The organism is Mesobacillus boroniphilus JCM 21738 (genome assembly GCF_000517385.1).
Taxonomy (GTDB): Bacteria; Bacillota; Bacilli; order Bacillales; family Cytobacillaceae; genus Mesobacillus; species Mesobacillus boroniphilus.
The window spans coordinates 40458-65128 of the sequence record NZ_BAUW01000010.1; the positions used below are offsets into that span (position 1 = coordinate 40458).

The following is a 24671-nucleotide window of genomic DNA, read 5'->3' on the forward strand; positions in this document are numbered from 1 at the left end:
TTATAAGGAACAAACGTCTTCGTTCTTGATGGCCAGCAAGGTGTTTGCTATTGAATGACACTCTTGGTATGGCAAAACTTGTTCAAAAGAAAATTCAAATATAGACTGGATCCTGCGGGCGATTTTATCTGCTTCGTCATAATCGTGGACAGCCTGGAGAATATCAGCGATTTCCGGGTCGAATTCTCCTTCTCCTACTTTGAAAGGGTCCCATTTATTTAAAACATGAATCAATTTATAGCTAAGCTCTCTAGATTCCAAATTCAATCACCTGATTATTTTTTAAAAATATCTTATCATAAAGCTAGTGAGAGATAAATTTTTCAGGAAAAGGCGGTGCGTACATATGGAAAGAATAGATTTTGACAAGATCGTGGACAGGAACAATTCGCATTCAGTGAAGTGGGATGCAATTGACAAAGTTTTTGGCAAAGATGATGTCCTGCCAATGTGGGTCGCGGATATGGACTTCCATCCTCCACAGGCAGTTACCGATGCGCTGAAGGACCGGATTGAACACGGAATTTTCGGCTATACCTTTGTACCGATGTCTGTGACCGAAGCCATCCAGGATTGGATGAAAAATCGCCACGATTGCGAGTTCAAGAAATCATCTATCGTTTTTAGTGAAGGGGTCGTCCCTTCTATCAGTACCGCAATTCGGGCATTTACAGAAAAAGGCGACAAGGTGCTTGTTCATTCGCCTGTGTACACACCATTTTTCAACATGATTAAAAATAATGAGCGAACACTTGTAACGTCCAACCTGCTATATGAAAATGGGCGATTCGAGCTCGACTTTGCGACTTTGAGGCAAAGCTGAAAGATGGAGTCAAGATGTTCATACTTTGCAACCCGCATAATCCGGGCGGCAGAGTTTGGACACGGGAAGAACTGGAGAAAATCGGCGACCTGTGTGTAAAGCATGACTGTCTGATCGTTTCTGATGAAATCCACTCCGATTTAGTGTTCAAGCCGAACGTCCACATCCCGATTGCTTCAATTAAAGATGAGTTCAAGGAAATCACGACAACATTCGTTGCGCCAAGTAAAACCTTCAACCTTGCTGGCCTGCAGGCATCCGCCGCATTGATTCCCAACAAGGATTTGAAGGCCAAGTTCAAGGAGATCCAGGAGCAGCAGGGCTTTTTCACATTGAATGCCTTTGCGGTCGCCGGAATGGAGGCAGCCTATCGCGGCGGGGAGCAATGGCTTGAAGAGCTATTAGCTTATCTGGATGAGAATATGAAAATAGCTACAGACTTCATGGCAGAACACCTGCCTGCACTCAAGCCGATGAAGCTGATGCCACTTACCTTTTATGGATCGACTGCCGCGAACTTGTTGAGTGACGAGGAGATAAAGGATACGCTGCTCAATAAAGGCAAGCTTGGACTTGAACCTGGAACGAAGTACGGTGAAGGCGGAGAAGGCTTTGTACGGATGAATCTCGCATGTCCGCGCGAAACGTTGAATGATGGACTGGAAAGGCTGAAAAAGGCATTCAGTTAGACTTTTAGAAAACAAAAATGGAGCCGTCCCATTCGGGCAGGCTCCATTTTTATGCGCTCACTTCCAGCGCTTCGTAATATGGCTGCAATGAGTAATGGATGATGGTATCCATAAATGGATGAAGGTTTTGCGGAATCAGCTTTCGTGCATAATTCCATGCATTTTCTTCAATATTGAGGGCGATACCCTTCCGCGTGAAGTCATGATTGGTTTCGTTCATCTTCTGAACTAATTCCGCAAGTTCGCGGTCCTCGGCATGGCCAATTTCATGTGCAAAGACGACCTCAAGATAGTCCTCAAAGTGATCTAATGACTTAAAGAGCTGCAGGCATTGAGCCTTGATCTCTTCAATATATAAAGTAATTGTATGAGTCCCAAAATTATATTTTCCGCCCGCAAACCGGTCTCCGGGGAAAAAATCCTCAAGTTCAACTTGAACACTGCTGCCAGATCGAACTAGAATTGTTTCGACAATATTCTCTATCTGTAAGTTCTTCAATTTATACCCCTACTCTTGATTTTAGAATATAAATTGTATTATAACGCTTTTGTAAAATAATTAAAACATGACTTTTACCCCGGTTTTTAATGCGTTAAACCTTTTTTGGAACAATATAATTGCCTGATTCCGCGAAAATGGAGGTTTATCCCCTGAGTCTGTGCTTGATTCCGCGAAAAAGGAAGATAATCCCGCGAAATCTTTGCTTAATTCCGCGAAAAACAAACGGAATTCCGCGAAATTCCATCATAATTCCGCGAACTGGAAATTCCGCGCGTTTTTTTCCAGTTATATTTGTATCCAAAAAAGAACAGCCAATAAATCAGCTGTTCTCCTTTGTATCATTCATTTGTTTCATGATTGCCTGCTCGTGTTCCTTTGCTTTCTGTGCTTCCCTTTTGGAAACTTTGATGATGTATCTCATCGTCAGGATCGCTCCAATCAGGAAAACGAGTGAAGTGATCGCGGCTGGTATATATTCAGACTTGTCTTCTGGAAAATATAAAAACAATGAGATGACAAACCACTTACTCATTCTCATCTTCCTTTCTTAAGCTCTCAAAACATTATATCAAGCTTTACGAATCCGTCCAACAAGATGCCATCGCCTATTTCAATACATTGATTTTCTTGATGACGACCTCTGGCTTGTCCCCAGCACCTGTTGGAGCAGCGGCAATTTTATCAACAACATCCATTCCCTCGACAACCTGGCCGAAGACGGTATGTCCGCCATCAAGATGTGGTGTCCCGCCATTTTCATACATTTTCAGCACTTCTTCGGGGTAGCCTGCCTGCTTCATCTTCTCTGGCAAACTAGCATCAAGCTCTTTATTCTGGACGATGAAGAACTGGCTGCCATTCGTGTTCGGTCCTGAATTAGCCATCGACAGTGCTCCGCGGATGTTGAAAAGCTCCCGTGAAAATTCATCTTCAAACGGACCGCCGTAAATACTTTCGCCGCCCATTCCAGTTCCTTCAGGGTCGCCGCCTTGAATCATGAACCCATCAATAACCCGGTGGAAGATGACTCCTTCATAATAGCCCTCTTCGCTGTGCTTGATAAAATTCTCAACTGCCTTTGGAGCCTGCTCAGGGAAAAGCTTGATTTTAACAGTCCCCATTGAAGTAACCATTTCCACAAGTCTTTCATTATCCTGGACTTCGGCTGTCGCTTGAGGGTAATCAAGATCTTCCTCGGCCTCGCCAGCTTGTCCACCATTAGTCGTTTCTTCCTTCTGCTTGTCTGCTTCCTGCTTCTCATCAGCCGTTCCGCAGCCTGCAAGTACAACCATCATTGCAAATAAAATTGAGATTATTTTTTTAGTCATTGTATGTATCCCTCCTATTAGACACTTTAAACGATTACAAAATGTTTTGCATCTGTCTTTTTTGCTATAATAAAAGAAATTAACTCGAACCCGAAAGGAGCTCCAACATGGCAGAATTGAACATTGGCGATCAGGTAACCGCCATTTATAAGACCGGCAAATACATAGGCGAAATCACGGAACGCAGGCCACAGCACTACCTTGTCCGAGTATTGGCTGTCGCAAAACACCCGATGCAGGGCGACCTCCATAACCCAAAGGATGCGGCAGTTGGCTTTTTCCATGAAAGAAAAGCACTTTCCTACCGCGAACAAGCAAACATTCCGGAAAAAATGGTCAAGCCATTCGATGGGGACATCCCTGAGTACACCCAGTCATTGAAAGAAGCCACCAGCAAGCTTCGTGCCGAACTGCAAGGCGACGATTCTGCCTGGGCACAGCAAAGCCTGAGAAATTTAGAGTCACTGGAAAAGGACTATTTTAAAAATTAGAAATAAAGACTAACAACGCCAAAAGCCAGATTGTATTATCCAATCTGGCTTTTTATGCGAATTTATTGAGCAGTTTGGAAAAATCGACCATGTCCCCAATTGTTGCAGGTTCTGGTTTTTGAAGATATTGTTTATCTTTCTCCACGAGCTTGTAAATATGGTAGGTCGTCAAAGCATCATCGAGCGCGCGGTGATGTTTTCCTGTCCCTTCTCTTCCATACTCCTGAACGGCCTTCCATAGACCCGTCTGATTCTGGTCGCCAAAGAAACGCTTATACTCCATCGATAGATCGATCTGCTTCCCTGGCAGCGGAAAAGCGACAGAAGCCTGCTGGCAATTTTGCTGCAATACCTTCATGTCCATATTGCCCCAGGTGACAATCTGGCAATTCTTGTTTCCACCCATTGACTTAAGCTTATCTACCAAAGCCTTGAACATGATACCTGAATTCACCTGCTCCTGAGAGATGTTCAGGAAAGAACGGCAGCGTTCTGTCAAAATTGGAAAAGCCAGCGGCCGTACATAGGAAGAAAATTGTTCCACCACCTTGCCGCCCTCGACGAGAACTGCGCCAGCTTCAATGATTTCCGGGTAAAAGCCCCTTCTCCTGCTGTTGCGGTCAGGCATCGTAAACTCAAAATCAATAAATAATGTTGTCCTTTCTTTTTCGCTCATGCTTCCCCAACTTTCTGAAAAGCCAGTAGTTGTATGTAACCAGTATATGCTTTTCGGTCGATTATTTTTTCTATTATATCACGTTTCTTGATAAATTTTTAAATTTTCTGCAATTTAGACTTTACATTTTTTTGAACGGAAGGTAAATCAGAAAAAGAAGTGAAAAATTGCTCTTTCGTTCCGATAGTATGTTGAATAATAAAAAATACTTTGAGGCAGAAAGGAATTACCGTGAGGATTATAGCAGGCTATCTTTTGATTTTACTATTGATTCCAGCGTTTATCGCAGTTGTCATATTAACTTATACCGAAGCAGGCAATGCCGTCAGCTTCAGCGATACTCTTGATGAAAAGATCGATCTTTCAGAGACGAAACTTTCTCAAACCAGTTTAATCCTTGCCAATAACGGTGAGGTCATCACCGAGATTTATCGACCGATGAACAGGAGCTATGCTGCGGGGCATGAAATCCCTGATTTTATAAAAGATGTGTTTATTGTTTCTGAAGACCGTAATTTTGAAAAGCATCCTGGCTTTGACCTGCCGGCTATCGGCCGCGCTCTGGCAATCAATATTCACTCTGACGACATTGAACAGGGTGCGAGCACCATTACCCAGCAACTGGCACGGAATCAATACTTAAACCATCACAAATCTTATAATCGCAAGCTGAGCGAAGTTTTATATGCATACCAGCTGGAGAAGTCTTTTTCAAAGGCAGAAATTCTCGAGCAGTATTTGAATGCGATTTATTTCCACAATAATGCTTATGGAATTAAGACTGCGGCGGATCTTTATTTTAGAAAAACGCCTGCAAAATTAACAGAAGCAGAACAGGCATTTCTCGCTGCCATACCTAATAATCCGTCCTATTATGACCCAATCAACCATTTTGAACGAACAAAGAAGCGCCAGGAACAGCTGATTGACCGGATGGCCCAACATGGAAAAATCAAACCTGAAGCTGCTGAAAAGTTTAAAAAGGAACCAATCACCCTGAAAGTCGATTCCCGGAAAAATTCATATCCTGATTATTCTTCCTTTGCATTACATGAACTGAGAGAACTGATTTCTGAACAGGAGAGTTTCGATAGCATTGATGATTTAACCGCTAGAATTGAGGAGTTGCTTCGTTCAGGGGTGACCATCCATACAAATCTTGATATTGGTATGCAAAAACGGGCAGTCCAGGCAGTCACAGATCATCTGCCAGACGCAAAGGTGCAGGGAGCTGCCACGGTGATCAACCATGAGACTGGGCAGATTGTCGCTATTTCAGGTGGAAAGGGTTATAAGACCGGCGACTTCAATCGTGCTACCAGGCTTTTCGCCAGCCGGGATCGTCAATCAAGCCATTGCTTGTTTATGCCCCATACTTTGAAAGGTTTGATGCAAACCGGGATTCTCGAGTTAACGCAGGTCCCCTTTGCATCAGAGGATATTGTCCGAAAAACTACGGAGGTTCCAATTATGGCATGGTTACACTGGAAAGGGCGTTCATTAACTCCTACAACACACCTGCCGTGAGAATTTTACAGCAAGTTGGCGCAGACGAAGCATTCGGCGACCTTAAAGCATTCAAATTTGGAAAAGTTACAGAGCAAGACCATGTGCTGGCGGCAGCAGTCGGCGGGTTCACAACTGGAATGAGCCCGCTTGAAATGACATCAGCTTATACCGTCTTCAGCAATAAAGGGCTTTTCCTAAAGCCAAGGGCAATCTCGAAGGTAACAGGTTTTAACGGAGAAGTACTTTATAAATGGAAAGACGAACCTGTCCAGGTCTGGAATCCCAGCACCGCCGAAAAAGTTAGAAGACTCCTGCAGAAGACTGTAACTTCAGGAACAGCACGAAAAGTGGCGGGTGCCGGCCAGGGTGCTGGAGGGAAGACCGGAACGACCAATGACTTCAGAGATTTCTGGTTCATAGGCTTCAATGGGCCGCTGACTGCAGGCGTGTGGGTGGGCAAAGACAAGCCAGAGAGCATGGAAAATATCAATCATCAGTCGCCACATCTTTTAATCTGGAGCGACATCGTAAAAAATAGACCGGGCAGAGTTTCCGCCCGGTTCCATTGGGTTTATTATTTTTGACCGTCATCACCCTTATGACGGACACTTTTCCCTGCTTCTCGCTCATTTCTGTCCGTCATCACCGTTATGACGGACACTTTTTCTTGCTTCTCGCCCATTTTTGTCCGTCATTGTCCTTATGACGGACACTTTTTCTTTCTTCTCATCCATTTTTGTCCGTCATCACCCTTATGACGGACACTTTTTCTTGCTTCTCGCCCATTTTTGTCCGTCATCGCCCTTATGACTAGAGCGACTACAGGTAAGCTACTCTGGGTGTATAAAAACTGTTTCCACCAATTAACATCGGCACTTAAATAGGCAAGCTTGCAATAAGGCTGTTATACACTTTTACCGCAAGATAAATGATGCCAAGGACAAGCGTACTCCAGAGAATGACCTGGAAGAACACGATTCCGATCAATCCAGCCATTGTGAGCTTGGGGCTTATTTTATAGACAAAATAAATGAAATATACCATTGTTGCAACAGCGAAAATAGCCATTATTCCGATAAAGGTGCAGAAACTGAGCAAGGATAATACGCTGCCCACAAAATAAATCGTTGCGCCATGGCGAATCAGATACAGGCTCTCCCTTCATGATCCTTCGAGAAAAACAAGAGGCTGACCTCGTTTATCGTATCGGCAATAAGCTTCATGGCCGCAAACACCATGAAATACACCACCATCAGTAAAGCCAGCAGTGATAATTTAATCCCCGTGTCAGAAAAGAATTCAAGCATTCCATCATATATCCCTGCATTTTTCAGGATGGAGACCAACTCGATTTCCGTGCGCACAGATAATGATAAACTAAACATAATGATGGACAGCAGCGGGAAGTAGCTTGTTAAATATGGGTTCCTCATAGGACACTTCACTCAATTCTTTCATTTCCTACTAAGTATTATGAAAGAAATCCTACAGACCGGCAACAAAAAGAAAAAAAGCCCCTTTTCAGGAACTTTAATTTTTTTGAAACCTTTTTAGCACCTCGTCCGTATGAACAGTTTGGCGTTATTGTGGCACAATCCGGACGTATTCTCTTGAACCGAATGGTACATATTTGGCAGTTTCAACCTCGTCCAACTCTGTCTGCTGGACTTTCAGCACCCCAGGTCCTTGCTTTGACAACCCTTTGTCATCCCTGTTATCAAGAAACATGAACCCCGAAAATAAACTAAGGAATATCCCAATGCATACAATCAGCTTTCGGGCCATGGCTTATCCCCCCTATTCACTATTAGTATGCAGAAAGAACGACATTTTTATTCAAGGTTTGACAAAAGCCTTAATAATCAAGGTCGATGACATGCATCTGCAACTTTTTTACGATATAATTTTTACATCAGTGAGTTGGGGGCATGAACTTGATTAAATTGGCAAAAAATATAATGTTAAGCCATGTATTTGGAATTAAATAAGGAGGTATTATCACTTGTCTTTACTTCACCTTGCAGTTTTATCACCGCTTTTACTCGCGATATTAATTCCATTTTTACATAAGTATTTCAAGAACATCCATACAGGCTGGTTTCTTTTGCCGCTGCCAGCCGTGCTGTTTGCCTATTTCTTGCAATTCATCAGCACGACAAGCCATGGCGGGACTGTTATGGAAACTGTTCCTTGGATCTCTTCTCTTGGGATTGATTTCACGCTAAAAGTTGACGGACTTGGGCTTTTATTCGCCCTGCTGATCACCGGAATCGGCGCATTGGTTGTGCTGTATTCGATTTATTATTTAAATCCGGACAAGGAAAGGCTGAATACTTTCTATGTCTATCTGCTTTTGTTCATGGGTGCGATGCTCGGAGTCGTTTTATCCGACAACCTGATTGTTCTTTATACCTTCTGGGAGTTGACCAGCTTTTCGTCATTCTTGCTGATTGGATATTGGAACCATCGTGAGCGTTCCCGCTATGGGGCCCAAAAGTCAATGCTTATCACTGTTTTCGGGGGATTATCCATGCTCGGCGGAATCCTGATGCTCTATATCATTACAGGGACCTTCAGCATTACTGAAACAATCCAAATGTCCAACGAAGTTGTAAACCATCCATTATTTACGGCGACACTGATTTTGTTCTTGCTCGGGGCTTTTACAAAGTCAGCTCAGTTTCCATTCCACATCTGGCTGCCTGACGCGATGGAAGCACCTACGCCTGTCAGTGCGTACCTGCACTCTGCAACGATGGTAAAAGCGGGTATCTATCTTGTTGCCCGTATGACGCCAGTGTTCGCACATTCAGGCACATGGGTTTGGCTCGTTGCCGGAGTTGGGTACTCACGCTATTCTGGGGTTCTTTCTCAGCTGTAAAACAAACCGATTTAAAAGCGATCCTCGCTTTTTCAACTGTCAGCCAGCTGGGAATGATCATGTCACTTCTTGGAGCAGGTGCAGCAGCACTTCATTATGGCACGATAGAAGACGGCTATTATATTGTTGCGGTCACTGCCGCGGTCTTCCACCTGATCAACCATGCGACATTCAAGGGAAGTTTGTTCATGGTGACAGGGATTATTGACCACGAAACGGGGACAAGGGATATTCGCAAGCTTGGCGGTTTGATGAATTTCATGCCAATCACATTTACACTTGCTATCATCGGAACATTTTCAATGGCTGGAATTCCGCCATTCAATGGATTCCTGAGCAAGGAGATGTTCTTCACCGGCATGCTGCGCGTTGCGGAAATGGATATTTTCAATATGGACACATGGGGCATACTGTTCCCTATCATTGCCTGGTCAGCAAGTGTTTTCACATTCCTTTATAGTATGATGTATGTATTCAAGACCTTCTCAGGCAAGTACCAGCCTGAGAAATTGGAAAAGAAACCACATGAGGCACCGATCGGTATGCTGATTTCACCGGTTATTCTTGCGTCGCTTGTCATCATTTTCGGTATCTTTCCAAATGTACTGTCACATAACATCATCTCGCCTGCAATGGGGGCCATTCTTCCATCGCTGCTTGAAAACGGTGAAGGATTCGATGTCCATATCTCTCATTGGCACGGGCCAACAGCTGAACTGTTCATGACAATCGGCGTTATTACATTCGGGTTGCTGCTCTACAAGTTCATGCCTAAATGGGCAGGGATTTATAGCAAGCTTCCTTCACGCATGTCATTCAACCGTTTCTATGACCGCGGACTGGAACTTATTGAGATAGCGTCTAAAAATATTACGAAGTCTTATATGACGGGTTTTATCCGGACGTATCTCGTTTATATTTTTTCATTCTTTATTTTGGCTCTTGCTTCGACACTCATTTTCAAAAACGCATTCAAACTGGATTTGAGCGATGTTGCACCAATCCGCTTTTTTGAAGTCGTGCTCGTGTTGATCATGGCCGTATCAGCGATTACAATCTTGTTTGCCAAATCAAGGCTGACTTCTATCATCCTCCTTGGCGCTGTTGGCTATACGGTAGCTCTGTTCTTCGTACTATTCAGAGCGCCTGACCTGGCACTGACACAGCTGGTCATTGAAACTGTATCTGTAGCACTGTTCCTTCTGGCGTTTTATCACCTGCCGCAAATCAGGAGAGATGAGGAGCGTATCCGCTTTAGGGCTACAAACGCGCTGATTTCTATTGGCGTAGGGGCAATTGTGACGATGATCGCCTTATCTGCTCACAGCAATAAGATGTTTAGCTCAATTTCAGAGTATTATGTTGAAAATACTTATAAAAAAGCTGGCGGTGAAAATATGGTCAACGTTATCCTCGTTGATTTCCGCGGCTTCGATACAATGTTTGAAATTGCCGTTCTTGGCATTGCTGCCCTTGGTATTTTTGCGATGATCAAGCTTCGGCTGACAAGGGGGAGAGAATTGGATGAAAACAAATGATGTCATACTCCAGACTGTTACAAAGTTCGTCCTGTTCGTCATCATCCTGTTTTCGATCCATCTGTTTTTCGCAGGCCACTACTATCCGGGCGGTGGATTCATCGGCGGATTGATGACCTCTGGAGCGATTGTATTGCTTTTGCTGGCATTCGATATCAAGACAGTCAAAATGATTTTGCCGTTTGATTATATTAAAGTTGTCGCTGTCGGTCTGCTCATTGCGATCGGAACAGGTGCTGGTGCGTTATTTTTCAATATGCCGTTCCTGACACATGCATATACTTACGCTTATTTGCCGCTCCTTGGCAAGACATCTTTGCATACAGCGGTTTTGTTTGATACAGGGGTCTTCCTTGTCGTCATTGGTGTGACAATGACCATTATTCAAACGATTGGAGAGAGCGAATAATGGAAATCTTAATGGCTTTTCTAATTGGCATTTTATTTATGACAGCCACTTACCTCATGCTTTCAAAAAGCTTGCTCAGGATCATTATCGGGACAGGGCTGTTAAGTCACGGTGCCCACCTTCTCCTCCTGACAATGGGAGGATTAAAAAGAGGTGCAGCCCCGCTCCTGGGTGAAAATGCCCCATCCTATGCCGATCCGCTGCCACAGGCATTGATCCTGACAGCGATTGTCATCAGCTTTGGTGTTACAGCATTCTTCCTGGTTGTGGCCTACCGCGCCTACCAGGAGCTTGGAACCGATAATATGGATCGCTTGAGAGGAAAGGAAGGACATGAATAATCTAATCATATTACCCATCTTGATTCCTCTGATTACAGGGGTTGTACTTATTTTTTTCACAAAGAACATCATGGCACAGCGATGGATTTCAGCAATAAGCGGACTGCTCACGATTATTGCTTCCTTCATGCTGGCAAACCATGTTTATCGGAATGGCATCCAGACGATGGATCTCAGTAACTGGGAAGCACCATACGGCATCACACTCGTATCGGATATGCTTTCTGCCCTGCTTGTATTGACGACAAGTATCATGCTTTTGCGGCATTGTTTTACTCCTTCAAATCAATAGGAGAAGCTCGTGAAAGATTTTTCTATTACCCAGTCGTCAACTTCTTGATCGTCGGAGTTAATGGAGCCTTTACGACGGGCGATATTTTCAACTTGTTTGTATTTTTCGAAGTGATGCTGATGTCTTCGTATGTATTGATAGTATTGGGCGGGACGAAAATACAGCTCCGCGAATCGATTAAATACATACTCGTGAACGTTATTTCATCCGCCTTGTTCGTTATCGCTGTCGCCTATTTGTATTCTGTGGTAGGGACGCTGAATATGGCACATATCTCGGTGAGACTAAGCGAAGTTGGGAATGCAGGGATCATCACGGTGATTGCCGTATTGTTCTTGATTGTATTCGGACTGAAAGGCGCGATTTTCCCGCTTTATTTCTGGCTGCCAGGTTCGTATTATGCACCGCCAGCTCCAGTAATGGCCCTGTTCGGTGCACTTTTGACCAAGGTTGGCGTGTACTCGATCACCAGGACATACACATTGTTCTTTTACCATGATGTCGGCTATACGCATCAATTGCTGCAAATCCTCGCTGTCATGACAATCATTGCCGGAGTCATCGGGGCACTGGCTTATACCGATATCAAAAAAATCATTATCTATAACATCATCGTTGCAGTCGGTGTCATCTTATTCGGGGTATCTGTCCTGACACCTGAATCTCTCACTGGATCTGTCTTTTACCTGATGCACGACATGAACATCAAAGCCGCATTATTCCTGTTGATTGGGATTATCGTCGTGATTACCGGAACAAGCGACCTTGAGAAAATCAGCGGTCTGATCAACAGATACCCTGCACTTGGGTGGACATTCTTCATTGCTACAGCCGCACTTGCCGGCATTCCGCCGCTTAGCGGTTTCGCAGGCAAACTGATGATTGTGCGCTCTGGATTTGAAACTGAGAACTATGTTGGTGCTTTCGTGGTACTGATGTCGAGCTTGCTAGTTCTGTTTTCAGTCATGAGGATTTTTATCAGAGGCTTCTGGGGAACACCAATACCCTATAAGAATGAAGAAAGAGCTCCTGTAAAATGGCTGCTCGTTGCACCTGCAATTCTGACTGTGTTCGCTGTGTTATACGGCTTCGGAACTGAGGCTATTTATCCGGTTATTTCAACAGCCGCCGAAACGCTTGCCAATCCGGAAATCTACATCAATGCTGTTTTGAAGGAGTGATGAGCCATGGCTTTTCAAATCTTGCTGAATTTTATACTGGCCTTTGTCTGGATGTTCCTTAAGACATCCTACTCCCCGGCCTCCTTTTTTGTCGGGTATTTCTTCGGCCTGCTCATCATTTATATTTTCAGGCGGTTCTTCACTTCCCGCTTCTATTTACTGAGGGTAGTGGCCGTGTTGAACTTGATTTATATTTTTACTTTGGAACTGATTCTTTCGAATATAGCAGTTATAAAGGCTGTACTTAGGCCAAAACTTAATATCAAGCCTGGCATTTTCGCATTTCCGACAGAATTGACGGAAGACTGGGAGATTACGATGCTTTCAATCCTGGTCACTTTGACGCCTGGTACACTTGTCGTTGATGTTTCATCTGACAACAAAGTTTTATATATCCATGCCATGGATATGAATAATGCGGAAGAAGCGATCCAAAGTATCAAAAATACCTTTGAAAAAGCGATTATGGAGGTGAGCCGATAATGTTTGAAGCGATTTTGTGGATTTCAGTTACCTTCATATCACTTGCGATGATCGGCCTAATTTATCGAGTGATTAAGGGGCCTACCGTAGCAGATCGGGTAGTTGCCCTTGACGCCATCGGCATCAGCCTTGTTTCTGTGATTGCTCTAGTATCAATTGTTCTGGAAACCAGTGCTTTTCTTGATATCATCTTATTGATCGGTATCCTAGCATTCATCGGAACAGTTGCCTTTTCTAAATTCCTTGAGAAGGGAGTAATCATGGAATATGACAGAAATAGAAATCGTTAAGTTTTTTGCAGGCTTGTTCATCCTGCTCGGTGCCTTCCTAAATCTTGTGACTGCTTTCGGGCTGATCAGGCTTCCAGATGTTTATACAAGGAACCATGCAGCATCGAAAAGTGCCACTATGGGAGTCATGCTCGTATTGCTCGGTACCTTTCTTTACTTCTGGTTGATTGAACATCATTTCAATTCCCGTTTATTGCTGGGAGTTCTGTTCATCTTCCTCACCTCTCCTGTTGCTGGACATCTGATTGCAAGGGCCGCCTATAACAGCGGGGCTAAGCTGTCGGACCGTACTGTCCAGGACGACCTTGCAAAAGCACGGAAAAAGATGAAAGCTGAAGGACATCTGAAATAAAGTTTATGAACAGCCATCAGGTATATCCACCTGATGGCTTTTTTTGTCCATGAAAGGCATTCTTCAAGTATGAAACACACAGGCAGGAGCGCAAGAAGTTAGTCAAAGATGAAATGAAAATTTACGGTTTGGCTGCAAGGATGGACTTCCCTGTACTTTGCTCACTCCGTAATAAACTTCTTAAGATGACACCTGGTTCATACCATAATGCAAAGCTGAGACGGGTGGTTGAACTTGAAGAAGATATGGATGCATTGTAACAGGAATGACTTTTGACACCTTTCCTTGATTTCCCGTGAAAGCTGTCTAAACTTGAGCTGACTTCTGACAGCTTTGCTCCTTCATCTCCCAACCTGTTACAATCACCACCTTTTTTTGACAGCTTTTCTCCTCCCCCTCCAAACCTGTCACAATTACAACCGGACATCGCCGACTTAGGCACAATTCCTTTCCAAGCCTGTCCAAAAGCAAAACCAGCCAAAATTGGCTGGTTCATTTTTTGCGTTTTATGACAGCTATCGTACATCTTGAAATGCACACAAGCTTTTCTTCTTCATCGGTAATTTTTATATCCCAAACCATAGTTGTTTTTCCCTGGTGGAGAACAGTGCCGACAGCGGTAACCTGTCCGTCCTTTTTTGCCCTTATATGGTTCGCGTTGATTTCAAGGCCGACCACCACTTCGTTTTCCTTATCGACTAGTTCGAATGCTCCTACGCTGGCGACCGTTTCTGCCAGGGCTACAGAGGCACCACCATGCAGCAGGCCAAATGGCTGCCTTGTACGGTCATCGACAGGCATTGTAGCCACAACCTTTCCTTTTTCCAGTTCTGTTATTTCTATTCCCAGTGAGCCAAGCAGTGTGTTATTAAGTTCCAATGTTATTACCTCCTAATATTTAGCAAACAAATTATGGTGAAATCAAGGAAAAACTAATATTGTCCTCCGAAAAAGGACGCATCATTCAAATGAGGTGATCCATATGAACCGAGTTCGTGAAGGTATGATTCCTGCGGTGTTAGGAACAGCTGTTACAGCAGCTGGGTACGCTATGAAACAAAATCGCAAAATTGATAAAATGGTGGCCAACACCATATTCGGTTTCGGATTGGCGCATATTGTCCTTGGGGCAATTGATTTGGTCGAACACCGGAATGAATTTTAGTCCAGAAAGCTTATCATAACATTCCTCTACAAAAAAGTGTTTCTATAGGAAGGCGGCTATTTTTGCTGCCTTTCCTGAAGAATCACTTCTTCTGTCCCAATCGCAGCCCTTATTTTTCTCCGGCGGTACACGAATATGATACTGATCATCGCTATAGCAGGGGCTACCAGCCAAAATTCTTTATTGTACTTCATGACTATCTCCATTTTATCTCCAAATAGATAGCCTAGCAGAAAAATGATTGATACCCAAACGAATGCACCACTATAGGCAAATAGTGCAAAGGTTTTAAACGGTAGTCTACTGAAGCCGTACAGCAATGGCACCAAATATCGGACTCCTGGAGCAAAACAGCTCAACGACAATGAAAATGCATGGTACTTCTCCATCAGCTTCATTGCAGATTCAATTGAATTCGCGAACCGTTTCTTTTTCCCCAATAACCGAAGCAGCCTTGTCCCTATCACTCTCCCCAATAGATAGCTGGAGGTAAAAGCAGCGGAAATCCCCAAGTATGTAACCAAAAATGCAGGGAAAGGGTTCAATGACCCTTTAGCTGAAGCAAGGCCTACTGTCATCAGGATTACCTCATTGGGAACAGGAATGACGAAAACCCCGAACCATAACCATAAAAATAAACCCAAATAGCCATTATCTTCAATAATATTGATAACCAGCTCCAGATCCATGGGTCTCCCCCCTTTATCCCGCCTTGGTCCGATTCTATTTCACAATAGAAGTTAATATGTATAACAATTCTCCTTTCTTCCTTATTTACCCTCTTTTTTTCCTTTTTGAACTGTTTTTAGCTTTTCCCACTCTCATACTTATGGATTTATGTTCATACATTGAAAAAGGTCTAATACTTACCCATTAGGAAGGGGTACTACTTATGCATTGTTTATTTTTTCATAATAATAGGCTGGCTGATAATGTTGGGACTAATCTAGCTCGTCCATATCCGGAAGTAAATGCAACACTGTTCAGAACCTCAGCTGATAAAGCAATCACATTAATGAAAGACGCTAACCTTGTGATGACTAAAATAACTTCTTCCACTTCTTTTTCCAATGAATTGATGGCAGCCGCCCAGCAATCCGACCAAAAGGAAGTAGAAAGAATGATCCAATCAACCGGGATTAAGAAGAAACCAAAAATCACGTATAACCCGGATGGAATCACAATGAACTTCGTGGATTATGCAGGAGACAAAGAATGCTGCCATATCATCACACAGCTTAGGTGGGTATAGAGAACCACTAGGTCTGGAAAATTTTTGAACTTAGTTTTAAACTTTATTATTTTATAAAAAAAAGCCGCTGTTTGAAAACAGCGGCAATGTAATACTTTTTACATTTAATAATAAAACGGATATCCACCATATCCGTATCCATAGCCGTAAGGCGGGAAACCGCCGTAACCGTAGCCATATGGACGTGGATATAATAATGCGCTGCCTAAAAGGCCTCCCAGTACTCCTCCAACAAACGGACCTCCAAAGCCAAAACCAAATGGACGTCTGCCACCATAGTATGGTCTTCTTCTATACATCAAGCTACCTCCCTCATATATCTGCCTTCATTACTTCATATGCAAAGAGGGAGGGTGTTGAATGGGCGTTTGTCCATTAGACTAGAAAAAAAAGCCTAGTCCCAGGTCATCCGCTGTTCCTTCCATGGGTTCCCATACATATGATACCCATTTTCTTCCCAGAAACCAGGCCGGTTTTCAGAGGAGAATTCAATCCCTCTGACCCATTTCGCGCTCTTCCAGAAGTATAGATGTGGAATGACAGCTCTCAATGGATAGCCGTGTTCAGGGGTAAGCTCCTCCCCGTTATGGGAATGGGCTAGCAGACTTGTCTCCTTAAGGAAATCCTCAATCGGCAGATTAGTCGTCCAATTTTCCTCGGCATGTAGAATGACATATTTGGCTGATTCCTTTGGATAGGTGAGCCGGGCTAGTTCCTGAGTGGATATCCCCTCCCAGACATTGTCGAGCTTCGACCATCCCGTCACACAGTGGATGTCATTGCCGGAGGTCGTTTGCGGCAAAGCCATTAGATCTTTATATCGTAAAATCACTTCTTTTTCTACAAGACCGAAAATCTTCAAATCCCAGTCATCTAGGGTCTTATAATATGGCACATTGCCATAATGCAGGACAGGAAAAGAGGTCGTAACATTTTGGTTCGGCGGGACTCTGTCCAATGGGCCCTTTTTACGCGCTTTCCCGAAATACATGATTGATCACCCCTTTTTATTATCCTACCGAATTTCAATTTTAAAATAAACAAAGCCGCCCTGCCCAAAGAGCAAGACGGCTATAGTTTTTCCGAACTTATAAAACCATCGCGGCGATCCAGCCGAAAATGATTAACGGAATATTATAGTGAACGAATGTAGGAACAACGGTGTCCCAGATGTGATTGTGCTGAGTATCAGCATTCAAACCAGCTGTCGGTCCAAGTGTACTGTCAGATGCAGGTGATCCTGCGTCACCAAGTGCAGCAGCCGTTCCAACAATCGCAATCGTCGCCATCGGGCTGAACCCAAGTTGAAGGCTGAGCGGTACAAATATCGTGGCAATGATTGGAATCGTCGAGAAAGAAGAACCGATTCCCATTGTGACCAGGAGTCCAACAACAAGCATTGCCAGCGCGCCAAGTGCTTTATTATTGCCAATTGCATCAGCTGCCTGCGCTACAAGCGTTTCAACGTCTCCAGTTTCTTTCAGAACATCAGCGAAACCGAATGCAGCAAGCATGACGAAGCCGATGAACGCCATCATCTTCATGCCTTCAGTTAATAGATTATCAGCTTCACGCCACTTGATCGCTCCGCTCACGTACACGACCAGAATCCCTGCCAGCGCACCGATAATCATTGAACCGAAATAAAGCTGGGCAGCAAGCGCTGCAACAATGGCAACAACGGAAAACATGATTCCCACTTTGGAGTACTCGCTTTTCTCGACCTGAACCACTTGATAATCCTCGTAGGTTCTAGACTTTCGGTAAGATACGAAAATCGCGATCAACAATCCAACAACAAGTCCTGCTACAGGCAGAAGCATCGCTGTCGGGATATCACCCATATTGATTTCCATTCCGCTGTCAGCCATGTTCGTAGCCAGGATGTCGTGGAAAATCCCGCCGAATCCAACAGGAAGCAATATATAAGGCGCCGTAAGGCCGAATGTCAATACAGAAGCAATTAAGCGACGATCTATTTTCAGCTCGTTGAAGACAATCAACAATGGCGGAATCAAAATCGGAATAAACGCGATGTGGATTGGAATCAAGTTTTGTGAGAAGATCGCCATCATTAAGATCAGGATGACAATAATCGCTTTAGAATACGTCTTAGCTTTCGACTCTCCATTTTTGCCAATCATTCCGACTATCCAGTCAACCATCAGATTGGGCAAACCAGTCTTGGAAATAGCAACAGCGAACCCTCCAAGCAGCGCGTAACTTAGCGCAACTTCGGCACTGCCTCCTAGTCCCCCTGTAAAAACTTCAATGGTCTTCTCTATACTAAGGCCGCCTGTCAGTCCGCCAATCAGTGCTCCAGCAATCAATGCCAACACAACATTGACACGAAGCAAGCTAAGGATCAGCATTGCCAGGACAGCAATAACAACTGCATTCATTATGTGTTCTCCTCTCGGTGTTCTTATATTTTAGTTTATTGCAAAATGCTTTAGTTTGGTAAATTGGTAGAGAATTAAAATGACAAATATTAAATTATCATAGATTTGCTTTTTGTGTCAATAGGTTTGCTGATAGTTTTTGGATTAAGTAAATCAAATATGTTTGAGGGAGCGAATAAATAAAGTTGTGTCACCTGCTATAAGTGAAAATTAAAAACCCCAAAGCCGCTAAGGCTTTGGGGTAACTAAACTCGATTTATTCTTTATCTCCTGTTTCAAACCTTTCAACCAGCAATGCCAGTGTGCGGGCCATGACGCCGGTGGCGCCTGATGGGCCAGGTCGTGTTCTTTGCTTGTAGTTGCTGTTCCGGCGATGTCGAGGTGCACCCATGGAGTGCCTTCTGCAAATTCGCCGATAAACGCTCCGCCCATGATTGCATGGCCTTCTGCGCCTGGGGAATTATTCAGGTCAGCGATTTTGCTGCCGCGGACACGTTCAATGTCGCGCTCGAACAATGGCAGGCGCCAGATTGGCTCTCCAGATTCATATGAAGCCTCCAGCACCTGTTCGAAAAATTCTTCGTTGTTCGTCAAAGCTCCGGATGTATGAAGACCTAGAGCTGTAATGACACCGCCTGTCAGGGTTGCAATATCCACTAGGTAGTTGGCGCATGATGCTTCGCGTAAGTCATTGCATCAGCAAGCACGAGGCGTCCTTCTGCATCTGTGTTCAAAACTTCAATTGTTTTGCTGCTCATTGACGTGATAACGTCATCTGGCTTGAAGGCTGTACCTGAGATCATATTGTCTGTTGATGGAATTACCGCTACGACGTTTTGCTCCGGCTTCAGCTCACCAATGATTTCCATCGCGCCAAGCACCGCTGCTGCACCGCCCATATCGGACTTCATCCCGACGATGCCAGCCTTCGTTTTGATTGAGTAACCGCCAGTGTCAAACGTGACCCCCTTGCCGACAAGGCCAATTACATCCTTCCACTCTTCCTTCCCTTGAAATTTCAGGACGATCATTTTAGGCGGTTGTGAAGAGCCCTGATTGACCGCAAGCAACGCACCCATGCCGAGCTTTTCCATTTCTTCTTTTTCTAAAATTTCTGCTTCAAAATCATATTTCTCTGCCAGCTTTATCGCATATTCAGCCATGTCTGTAGCTGTCAAAAGGTTGCCCGGCGTATTAACTAGTGTACGTGCCGAATTCGTTCCCTTGCCAAAAACGTAGCCAACCTCAACTGCTGCTTCTACTTCGCCTTCTTCGTCTGCGCTGTATACTGTCAGGCTTTCAATTCGCTTTTCAGGCTCGTTTGATTTTTGCTTGTAACCTTCAAACTCATATGTAGCCATCGGTAAGGCTTCTCCTAATGCATGCGCCGCATCATTAAGCTCAACCTTCTCGCTTGTAAAAGTATCTAAAAGTACAGCTGCTTCAGTCCATTTCTCATTCTTCGCCGTCTTGAACAAGCGCCCGAATGCGTCCCTTAATGTTTCGAAACTGTATTCTTTTTCATGTCCAAGGCCGACAAAATATACCTTTCTTGCTCCAATTTTACCGAAAGTATGTATCTTGGAAACTGCTTTTTTCTTAGTTGAAATATCCCCGCTTTTAACGAGTTCCGTCAACTGACCGTTAAAAAGCTGGTCGGCTTCACCAACGGCACCTTCAAGGCCAGACGGTTTGTAGAACAAGCCAATCACCAGGCACTCATGGCTGTTTGAAAAATTAAATTGATCATTCACTTTAAACAAATCCTTCACCCCTACAAATTGATAACTTCATTATATCGAAACCGACAAAATATTTCGACTTCCTAATCTTGCTGATAGGTACATTCTCCTGCTTTAGTCCACTTTCAATCTTCAAGATACAAATATAAAACCGGAAGCTCTGGCAGTCCTGCAACTTCTTCGTATGGCAGCCGGTCGATTTCAGATGGGAATATACTCAGGCACTCTTCGATGAATGGATAAATCTTCTCCAAATCAAGTCCCCAATGGACTGGGCGGTATGTTTGCAAATAGTCATGTGCCGCCTGCATCATCAGCCGGGCTCCCTTCACATTCCCATAGCTGTAGTGGTAAATGGCAACACTCATTTGCAGCAGGCCTTTTAAAAACTGATTGCTCTTATCGCTCATCCATATATCTTCAAGCAAGTCATGGCAGGTATAATAGTCCCCTTCGTTGAATTTAATAAAGAACTCGTAATACTCATCCGGGTAGTCCGTCAATTCCCTCACCTCATTCATGAAGTATTAGAACTATTTTATCAAACGTTCAAAATTAGCTGTAATGTTATAATTAAACTTGGGTATTACTTAAGAAGGCACTTTTTTATAATTAGGGGGAACAGCCATGGAATTATTAACGAATTTCCCATTATGGGCCTCGCTTTCTGCGATATTTTTCGCGCAGTTCGTAAAGGTCCCAATTCAATATATTGCGACGAGGAAAATCGATTGGTCGCTTTTGACAAGCACAGGTGGAATGCCAAGTTCCCACTCCGCTGCGGTAACAGCATTGGCTACCGGTGTGGCGCTCGAAACTGGTTTGAATTCAGCCGTTTTCGCGGTCGCCGCTGTTTTTGCGATTATCACAATGTTTGATGCATCAGGTGTCCGCAGACAGGCAGGAGAGCAGGCCATCGTGTTGAACCAGCTTGTAGCTGATTTCGGCCGATTCGCTCAGGAGGCAAAAGGCTGGCAGGATAAGCCTGAAAAAGAGAAGCAAAAAGAACTGAAGGAATTGCTCGGCCACAAACCGATCGAAGTGTTCTTTGGAGGATTGACAGGTGTAATCTTGACATTGCTGCTCCACTATTTACTTTAAAAGCGGGTGAATCAAATGAGAGTCATTTCCTTATGTCCCAGCAATACTGAAATTATGGAATTCCTTGGACTGACTGATCTCCTTGTTGGAGTCGATGATTTTTCAGACTGGCCAGAAACGGTAAAATCACTGCCCCGGCTCGGTCCAGATTTATCTATCGACCTTGACCTCGTCGAGGAATTGAAGCCAGACCTCGTCCTTGCCTCTTTAAGCGTTCCGGGGATGGAAAAGAATATTGAAGGTTTGGCAGCACGCAATATCCCGCATATTGTATTGAATCCGCAATCTTTGGCGGATATTGAGAATGATTTAATGATAACGGCCAATGCTTGAAGATGCCGGACCGCGGCCAGGTAGCAGCTGCCCAGTTCAGAAGCAGACTTGAGAACATCAAACAAAAAGGTGCCAATGCCTATTGGAGCCCAAAGCTTTACTGGGAATGGTGGCCAAAGCCTGTTTTTACTCCTGGCAGCATTAACTGGCTGACAGAAGTCTCCGAGGCTGCTGGTGGTGAAAATGTTTTTAAAGACGTTGAGCTCGCAAGCGTGCAGACGGACTGGGATGATATAAAGTCACGTAATCCGGATTATATTTGCGTCGCCTGGGTCGGTGTCAGGAAGCAAAAGGTGAAGAAGGAATTGATCAAAAACAGGCCTGGCTGGGAGGAACTTGATGCTGTCAAAAAAGACCGGATCCTGATCCTCGAAGAAGAGCTGTACTGCCGTCCGTCACCACGGCTTCTCGATGGCCTGGAAAAACTGCATCATCTAATCCATAAATAAAGATTTAAAAAGGCACTTTCCACTCAAGGAAAGTGCCTAAAATTTTATGATTTTTTACCGCTTATATACTGCTGGCGGAAAACCTGCATTGATTCGTTCTCATTAAGGGCTTTTAAATCGGCTTCTGACAGCTTGCCATTGCCCATTTCAATGACATAAACTTCCAATGTCTTTTTACCCCACTGTTCGTATACTTCCTTGACCGTATCATAGTAAAGGTCGACCTTATTCCCTTTGATTGCTCCGCCTTTATCGGCAACCACTCCGAATCCATATCCCGGGATGAACAGGATAGTCCCAATCGGGAATACGTTTAAATCAGCCGCGACAGTCGAATATAAGTCACGTTTAACTTTAACACCAGAATAAGTGATTCCATACCCCGGATGCCCTGGATTTTTCCCTGTCGATTCTACACCAGCTGTATACCCTGTCGCTACGATTTTCTTCGTCGGGTATTGTGACCAGTTCAGTGATTCCTCAAGTGTTGGCTGTTTCCCGGCAACCTTTTCACTTGAAGAAATTTTAGTCGTGAAGTCAGATACTTTTTTCAAAAATTTAAAGGCTAGTCCTATGGATTTCTTTTTATGATCAGTACTTGCGTTATCCTCTTGTTGAGTTCCCGCGCTATCAAATACGTATGTAGATACAGTAGAAGCTTCCACTCCCGAAATCGAATGGAATGTAGAAGTTATAGCAGCAAAAAATAAAACTGCCATCGCTGAGCGTCTGGCCACATTTTTAAAATATTCATATAATTTTTCACTCCTCCCAAATCTATTAATTTCCCAACGAAACAAGAAATATTCCAAAAGGAGCAAAAAAGTGCCAAACTACCTATTTACACTTCCATTAAAAGTAAAAACATTACTTATAGTATCCAACAAACATCTGATTTTATGCATTAGAAAAGCGCAAGCGCCTTGGTCAGCCCCGACAAGCGCTGGAGGGCCGACCAATGAAGTCGCTCTTTGACTTCATTGGGCGGACCGAAGCGTCTCGAGGGGCTAGGCGCTGGAGCTAGACACTAATCTAAGTGGATAAATTTATACTTCTTATCCAGCAAAAAACCTCCAAATATTGAAGGTTTTTTGTATCAGAACATTTGATATCCTTTTTTTCGTAAAAGCCTGATGACTATACCCGCTAAAATTGCACCCGCCAGGCCGCTGCTTAGAATCAGAATGTCTGCCATTGCCAATTGTGAAAGCCTCTGTCCAAGATCACTGAAAGCTTCACCACTATTCCTGAAATAGTCGATAAACGGATATTTATCAATAATAAAAATCGCAATTAATGGATAAACAACCGCCATGATCCAGGACATCCTCAGCAGCATATTCAATAAAAATCCAATTCCGAAGAACAGGACAAAAAACAACAACATCGAAATGATCAGTGTGACAACCGTCATCATGTGTAAATCCCCCCATTAAACATCATTTCTAGTTACTGTTTGTCCGTTTTCGAGTCAATGAAATGGTGTGACTTTCACACAGGAGCAAGTTTAGACAAAAGAAAAAACCCCGCATTCTGCGAAGGTCAAAGATGCATTGCCTTATTTTTTTGATTTGCCCGAGCCGCTGCAGCATGTGCACGTTTCTGAACCGCCAAGCAACAGTTGGATATAGCCGTTACCAGAGCAGTATGGACATTCCTTTGAATCATGTGTATGCATTTTCATTTCTGAACCTCTCCTTTTATATTATTGAATTTTCTGATAATATATCAGACATTCTATATTTTTGAAAAGGTTCAAATTTGACCAAAAAACCATATTGAAAACGGATACATCATATATTTTCTTTAATTATCTGTCACTTCCTCAAAATTTCAGAAAATTATAAAAATAATTTATATACACTGTAATGAAACTGTTTTCCTGGATCCAATCCCTCTTCTCCGGGCACAACCTGACCAATGGGTTTACTTAAAAAGTAGTGAAGCAGCAGCGAGGTATCAGGATCTGTTTTTAGTTCGTCAGATGTCATGAATTTTGCATCGTATAACTCACTTTCCTCGACCGCCACCCTTTGATCTGATAATGGAGCCAACAAAAAAACGAGCATATTATCGCTGATGGATTCCCTAATCACCCCAGTACGTAATCCAATGAGCCGTTAACCGTGCATTCCACACCTGTTTCTTCTTTCACTTCCCGGAGGACTGCCTGATCGGCTGTTTCCCCTTCATCTACGAAGCCTGCTGGCAGCGACCAGCTTCCTTTCAAGCCTCCATAGCGCTTTTTGACGACTAGCCAGCGCCCATCATCCGAAATAACAACTCCGGCGACACCAAGCCAGACATTTTCACGTTTCCCCATTCTTTTCCCCATCCAATAGCTAGTTTGTACTAATATTGTACCCTATCGATTGGGTTTCGTCGTGATATCCGACCGCCTTGATGTACTCAACTAGAAAGAAAAAACAGACCCCCTAAGGA

The 24671-nt window shown here is 43.8% G+C and carries 28 protein-coding genes and 7 pseudogenes; 16 read left to right on the forward strand and 19 right to left on the reverse strand.

Features of this window, described 5'->3' with window-relative positions; genetic code table 11:
- Positions 1 to 261: a DUF1871 family protein gene (locus JCM21738_RS05105; protein WP_023626657.1), complete on the reverse strand. Its 261-nt coding sequence runs from the start codon at positions 259 to 261 to the stop codon at positions 1 to 3.
- 202 nt (positions 262 to 463) lie between these two features.
- On the opposite strand from JCM21738_RS05105, the pseudogene JCM21738_RS05110 reads away from it, so the two are divergent.
- A pseudogene (locus JCM21738_RS05110) lies at positions 464 to 1512 on the forward strand (MalY/PatB family protein).
- A 49-nt stretch (positions 1513 to 1561) separates the two neighbouring features.
- Here the strand turns inward: JCM21738_RS05110 and JCM21738_RS05115 are convergent.
- The 3 genes from JCM21738_RS05115 to JCM21738_RS05125 form a co-directional block, all read right to left on the reverse strand.
- Positions 1562 to 2011, reverse strand: a complete 450-nt coding sequence (locus JCM21738_RS05115; protein ID WP_023626655.1) for a M48 family metalloprotease — start codon at positions 2009 to 2011, stop codon at positions 1562 to 1564.
- Between the two features lie 322 nt (positions 2012 to 2333).
- On the reverse strand, positions 2334 to 2546 hold the full coding sequence (locus JCM21738_RS05120) for a hypothetical protein (RefSeq protein ID WP_023626653.1): 213 nt from the start codon (positions 2544 to 2546) through the stop codon (positions 2334 to 2336).
- A gap of 73 nt (positions 2547 to 2619) precedes the next feature.
- Positions 2620 to 3342, reverse strand: coding sequence for a peptidylprolyl isomerase (locus JCM21738_RS05125; protein WP_023626652.1), 723 nt, complete (start codon positions 3340 to 3342; stop codon positions 2620 to 2622).
- Positions 3343 to 3449: 107 nt separating this feature from the next.
- Between JCM21738_RS05125 and kapB the strand changes: the two genes are divergently transcribed.
- The gene (gene kapB, locus JCM21738_RS05130) at positions 3450 to 3833 is read left to right on the forward strand and encodes a kinase-associated lipoprotein KapB (protein WP_023626651.1); all 384 of its coding nucleotides are present in this window, start codon (positions 3450 to 3452) and stop codon (positions 3831 to 3833) included.
- A gap of 52 nt (positions 3834 to 3885) precedes the next feature.
- Here the strand turns inward: kapB and kapD are convergent, their stop codons facing one another.
- Positions 3886 to 4509, reverse strand: a complete 624-nt coding sequence (gene kapD, locus JCM21738_RS05135) for a 3'-5' exonuclease KapD (RefSeq protein ID WP_023626650.1) — start codon at positions 4507 to 4509, stop codon at positions 3886 to 3888.
- Between the two features lie 438 nt (positions 4510 to 4947).
- Here kapD and JCM21738_RS25355 point away from each other — a divergent pair.
- Positions 4948 to 5385: pseudogene (locus tag JCM21738_RS25355) on the forward strand (transglycosylase domain-containing protein); the annotation flags it as partial.
- A gap of 479 nt (positions 5386 to 5864) precedes the next feature.
- Entirely contained in the window at positions 5865 to 6602 is a 738-nt protein-coding gene (locus tag JCM21738_RS25360; protein ID WP_243462895.1) for a penicillin-binding transpeptidase domain-containing protein, read from the forward strand.
- Between the two features lie 292 nt (positions 6603 to 6894).
- Here JCM21738_RS25360 and JCM21738_RS27655 read toward each other — a convergent pair whose 3' ends face one another.
- The 3 genes from JCM21738_RS27655 to JCM21738_RS05150 form a co-directional block, all read right to left on the reverse strand.
- Positions 6895 to 7134, reverse strand: a complete 240-nt coding sequence (locus tag JCM21738_RS27655) for a DUF5366 family protein (protein WP_439645985.1) — start codon at positions 7132 to 7134, stop codon at positions 6895 to 6897.
- Between the two features lie 26 nt (positions 7135 to 7160).
- Positions 7161 to 7451 (reverse strand): DUF5366 family protein, encoded by a 291-nt coding sequence (locus JCM21738_RS27660; protein WP_439645986.1) that lies wholly within the window; start codon positions 7449 to 7451, stop codon positions 7161 to 7163.
- 148 nt (positions 7452 to 7599) lie between these two features.
- The gene (locus JCM21738_RS05150) at positions 7600 to 7803 is read right to left on the reverse strand and encodes a hypothetical protein (protein WP_023626646.1); all 204 of its coding nucleotides are present in this window, start codon (positions 7801 to 7803) and stop codon (positions 7600 to 7602) included.
- A 217-nt stretch (positions 7804 to 8020) separates the two neighbouring features.
- Between JCM21738_RS05150 and JCM21738_RS05155 the strand changes: the two are divergent.
- From JCM21738_RS05155 to JCM21738_RS24195, 8 genes and pseudogenes are all read left to right on the forward strand, one after another.
- A pseudogene (locus JCM21738_RS05155) lies at positions 8021 to 10437 on the forward strand (Na+/H+ antiporter subunit A).
- Positions 10424 to 10846: a Na(+)/H(+) antiporter subunit B gene (locus JCM21738_RS05160; RefSeq protein ID WP_023626644.1), complete on the forward strand. Its 423-nt coding sequence runs from the start codon at positions 10424 to 10426 to the stop codon at positions 10844 to 10846. Before JCM21738_RS05155 ends, JCM21738_RS05160 begins: the two are co-directional and overlap by 14 nt.
- Positions 10846 to 11187 carry a Na(+)/H(+) antiporter subunit C gene (locus JCM21738_RS05165; protein WP_023626643.1) on the forward strand — a complete coding sequence of 114 codons (342 nt, stop codon included), beginning with the start codon at positions 10846 to 10848 and terminating at the stop codon, positions 11185 to 11187. The genes JCM21738_RS05160 and JCM21738_RS05165 overlap by 1 nt, the downstream gene beginning before the upstream one ends.
- Positions 11180 to 12660, forward strand: a pseudogene (locus JCM21738_RS05170) (Na+/H+ antiporter subunit D). Before JCM21738_RS05165 ends, JCM21738_RS05170 begins: the two are co-directional and overlap by 8 nt.
- A 6-nt stretch (positions 12661 to 12666) precedes the next feature.
- Positions 12667 to 13143, forward strand: a complete 477-nt coding sequence (locus JCM21738_RS05175) for a Na+/H+ antiporter subunit E (RefSeq protein ID WP_023626641.1) — start codon at positions 12667 to 12669, stop codon at positions 13141 to 13143.
- A complete protein-coding gene (locus JCM21738_RS05180; RefSeq protein ID WP_023626640.1) occupies positions 13143 to 13433 on the forward strand; it encodes a Na(+)/H(+) antiporter subunit F1 in 291 nt (96 codons plus the stop codon). Before JCM21738_RS05175 ends, JCM21738_RS05180 begins: the two co-directional genes overlap by 1 nt.
- The gene (gene mnhG / locus JCM21738_RS05185; protein ID WP_023626639.1) at positions 13411 to 13785 is read left to right on the forward strand and encodes a monovalent cation/H(+) antiporter subunit G; all 375 of its coding nucleotides are present in this window, start codon (positions 13411 to 13413) and stop codon (positions 13783 to 13785) included. The genes JCM21738_RS05180 and mnhG overlap by 23 nt, the downstream gene beginning before the upstream one ends.
- A 113-nt stretch (positions 13786 to 13898) precedes the next feature.
- Complete coding sequence (locus JCM21738_RS24195; RefSeq protein ID WP_156315501.1) at positions 13899 to 14045, forward strand: hypothetical protein; 147 nt, start codon at positions 13899 to 13901, stop codon at positions 14043 to 14045.
- 232 nt (positions 14046 to 14277) lie between these two features.
- On the opposite strand, the gene JCM21738_RS05195 is transcribed toward JCM21738_RS24195, so the two are convergent.
- Complete coding sequence (locus tag JCM21738_RS05195; protein WP_023626637.1) at positions 14278 to 14664, reverse strand: PaaI family thioesterase; 387 nt, start codon at positions 14662 to 14664, stop codon at positions 14278 to 14280.
- Positions 14665 to 14767: 103 nt separating this feature from the next.
- Between JCM21738_RS05195 and JCM21738_RS05200 the strand changes: the two genes are divergently transcribed.
- Positions 14768 to 14950: a hypothetical protein gene (locus JCM21738_RS05200; RefSeq protein WP_023626636.1), complete on the forward strand. Its 183-nt coding sequence runs from the start codon at positions 14768 to 14770 to the stop codon at positions 14948 to 14950.
- 56 nt (positions 14951 to 15006) lie between these two features.
- On the opposite strand, the gene JCM21738_RS05205 is transcribed toward JCM21738_RS05200, so the two are convergent.
- Entirely contained in the window at positions 15007 to 15639 is a 633-nt protein-coding gene (locus JCM21738_RS05205) for a DedA family protein (RefSeq protein WP_023626635.1), read from the reverse strand.
- A 203-nt stretch (positions 15640 to 15842) separates the two neighbouring features.
- On the opposite strand from JCM21738_RS05205, the gene JCM21738_RS05210 reads away from it, so the two are divergent.
- Positions 15843 to 16202: a YuzC family spore coat inner layer protein gene (locus JCM21738_RS05210; protein ID WP_023626634.1), complete on the forward strand. Its 360-nt coding sequence runs from the start codon at positions 15843 to 15845 to the stop codon at positions 16200 to 16202.
- Positions 16203 to 16306: 104 nt separating this feature from the next.
- Here JCM21738_RS05210 and ymaG read toward each other — a convergent pair whose 3' ends face one another.
- The 5 genes and pseudogenes from ymaG to JCM21738_RS05235 form a co-directional block, all read right to left on the reverse strand.
- Positions 16307 to 16501 (reverse strand): inner spore coat protein YmaG, encoded by a 195-nt coding sequence (ymaG, locus tag JCM21738_RS05215; RefSeq protein ID WP_023626633.1) that lies wholly within the window; start codon positions 16499 to 16501, stop codon positions 16307 to 16309.
- Positions 16502 to 16596: 95 nt separating this feature from the next.
- Entirely contained in the window at positions 16597 to 17193 is a 597-nt protein-coding gene (locus JCM21738_RS05220) for a sulfite oxidase-like oxidoreductase (RefSeq protein ID WP_023626632.1), read from the reverse strand.
- Positions 17194 to 17290: 97 nt separating this feature from the next.
- Positions 17291 to 18604: a Na+/H+ antiporter family protein gene (locus JCM21738_RS05225; RefSeq protein ID WP_023626631.1), complete on the reverse strand. Its 1314-nt coding sequence runs from the start codon at positions 18602 to 18604 to the stop codon at positions 17291 to 17293.
- Positions 18605 to 18860: 256 nt separating this feature from the next.
- Positions 18861 to 20367, reverse strand: a pseudogene (locus JCM21738_RS05230) (leucyl aminopeptidase).
- 104 nt (positions 20368 to 20471) lie between these two features.
- Positions 20472 to 20849 carry a DUF309 domain-containing protein gene (locus JCM21738_RS05235; protein WP_023626629.1) on the reverse strand — a complete coding sequence of 126 codons (378 nt, stop codon included), beginning with the start codon at positions 20847 to 20849 and terminating at the stop codon, positions 20472 to 20474.
- A gap of 124 nt (positions 20850 to 20973) precedes the next feature.
- Here JCM21738_RS05235 and JCM21738_RS05240 point away from each other — a divergent pair, with 124 nt between their 5' ends.
- Together JCM21738_RS05240 and JCM21738_RS05245 are read left to right on the forward strand one after the other, a co-directional pair.
- A complete protein-coding gene (locus JCM21738_RS05240; protein WP_023626628.1) occupies positions 20974 to 21447 on the forward strand; it encodes a divergent PAP2 family protein in 474 nt (157 codons plus the stop codon).
- A gap of 15 nt (positions 21448 to 21462) precedes the next feature.
- Positions 21463 to 22229, forward strand: a pseudogene (locus JCM21738_RS05245) (cobalamin-binding protein).
- A 44-nt stretch (positions 22230 to 22273) separates the two neighbouring features.
- On the opposite strand, the gene spsC reads toward JCM21738_RS05245, so the two are convergent.
- The 4 genes and pseudogenes from spsC to JCM21738_RS05260 form a co-directional block, all read right to left on the reverse strand.
- Positions 22274 to 22948 carry a stationary phase survival protein SpsC gene (spsC, locus tag JCM21738_RS05250; RefSeq protein ID WP_052019566.1) on the reverse strand — a complete coding sequence of 225 codons (675 nt, stop codon included), beginning with the start codon at positions 22946 to 22948 and terminating at the stop codon, positions 22274 to 22276.
- 377 nt (positions 22949 to 23325) lie between these two features.
- The gene (locus JCM21738_RS05255; RefSeq protein ID WP_023626625.1) at positions 23326 to 23646 is read right to left on the reverse strand and encodes a YuiB family protein; all 321 of its coding nucleotides are present in this window, start codon (positions 23644 to 23646) and stop codon (positions 23326 to 23328) included.
- A gap of 141 nt (positions 23647 to 23787) precedes the next feature.
- Positions 23788 to 23913 carry a YuiA family protein gene (locus JCM21738_RS24200; protein ID WP_023626624.1) on the reverse strand — a complete coding sequence of 42 codons (126 nt, stop codon included), beginning with the start codon at positions 23911 to 23913 and terminating at the stop codon, positions 23788 to 23790.
- Between the two features lie 157 nt (positions 23914 to 24070).
- Positions 24071 to 24552 (reverse strand): annotated as a pseudogene (locus JCM21738_RS05260) (NUDIX domain-containing protein).
- Positions 24553 to 24671 lie beyond the last annotated feature (119 nt).

Excerpts from the sequence above, each read along its gene's own strand:
- JCM21738_RS05150 (WP_023626646.1), bottom strand. The coding sequence starts at position 7,803 with ATGGCCCGAAAGCTGATTGTATGCATTGGGATATTCCTTAGTTTATTT.
- JCM21738_RS05240 (WP_023626628.1), top strand. The coding sequence starts at position 20,974 with ATGGAATTATTAACGAATTTCCCATTATGGGCCTCGCTTTCTGCGATA.
- JCM21738_RS05160 (WP_023626644.1), top strand. The coding sequence starts at position 10,424 with ATGAAAACAAATGATGTCATACTCCAGACTGTTACAAAGTTCGTCCTG.
- kapB (WP_023626651.1), top strand. The coding sequence starts at position 3,450 with ATGGCAGAATTGAACATTGGCGATCAGGTAACCGCCATTTATAAGACC.
- mnhG (WP_023626639.1), top strand. The coding sequence starts at position 13,411 with ATGACAGAAATAGAAATCGTTAAGTTTTTTGCAGGCTTGTTCATCCTG.
- spsC (WP_052019566.1), bottom strand. The coding sequence starts at position 22,948 with ATGGCAGTTTTATTTTTTGCTGCTATAACTTCTACATTCCATTCGATT.
- JCM21738_RS27660 (WP_439645986.1), bottom strand. The coding sequence starts at position 7,451 with ATGAGGAACCCATATTTAACAAGCTACTTCCCGCTGCTGTCCATCATT.
- JCM21738_RS05200 (WP_023626636.1), top strand. The coding sequence starts at position 14,768 with ATGAACCGAGTTCGTGAAGGTATGATTCCTGCGGTGTTAGGAACAGCT.
- ymaG (WP_023626633.1), bottom strand. The coding sequence starts at position 16,501 with ATGTATAGAAGAAGACCATACTATGGTGGCAGACGTCCATTTGGTTTT.
- JCM21738_RS05180 (WP_023626640.1), top strand. The coding sequence starts at position 13,143 with ATGTTTGAAGCGATTTTGTGGATTTCAGTTACCTTCATATCACTTGCG.
- JCM21738_RS24195 (WP_156315501.1), top strand. The coding sequence starts at position 13,899 with ATGAAAATTTACGGTTTGGCTGCAAGGATGGACTTCCCTGTACTTTGC.
- JCM21738_RS05175 (WP_023626641.1), top strand. The coding sequence starts at position 12,667 with ATGGCTTTTCAAATCTTGCTGAATTTTATACTGGCCTTTGTCTGGATG.
- JCM21738_RS05255 (WP_023626625.1), bottom strand. The coding sequence starts at position 23,646 with ATGATGACGGTTGTCACACTGATCATTTCGATGTTGTTGTTTTTTGTC.
- JCM21738_RS05225 (WP_023626631.1), bottom strand. The coding sequence starts at position 18,604 with ATGAATGCAGTTGTTATTGCTGTCCTGGCAATGCTGATCCTTAGCTTG.
- JCM21738_RS24200 (WP_023626624.1), bottom strand. The coding sequence starts at position 23,913 with ATGAAAATGCATACACATGATTCAAAGGAATGTCCATACTGCTCTGGT.
- JCM21738_RS05210 (WP_023626634.1), top strand. The coding sequence starts at position 15,843 with ATGCATTGTTTATTTTTTCATAATAATAGGCTGGCTGATAATGTTGGG.
- JCM21738_RS05165 (WP_023626643.1), top strand. The coding sequence starts at position 10,846 with ATGGAAATCTTAATGGCTTTTCTAATTGGCATTTTATTTATGACAGCC.
- JCM21738_RS05120 (WP_023626653.1), bottom strand. The coding sequence starts at position 2,546 with ATGAGTAAGTGGTTTGTCATCTCATTGTTTTTATATTTTCCAGAAGAC.
- JCM21738_RS05125 (WP_023626652.1), bottom strand. The coding sequence starts at position 3,342 with ATGACTAAAAAAATAATCTCAATTTTATTTGCAATGATGGTTGTACTT.
- JCM21738_RS05205 (WP_023626635.1), bottom strand. The coding sequence starts at position 15,639 with ATGGATCTGGAGCTGGTTATCAATATTATTGAAGATAATGGCTATTTG.
- JCM21738_RS05220 (WP_023626632.1), bottom strand. The coding sequence starts at position 17,193 with ATGTATTTCGGGAAAGCGCGTAAAAAGGGCCCATTGGACAGAGTCCCG.
- kapD (WP_023626650.1), bottom strand. The coding sequence starts at position 4,509 with ATGAGCGAAAAAGAAAGGACAACATTATTTATTGATTTTGAGTTTACG.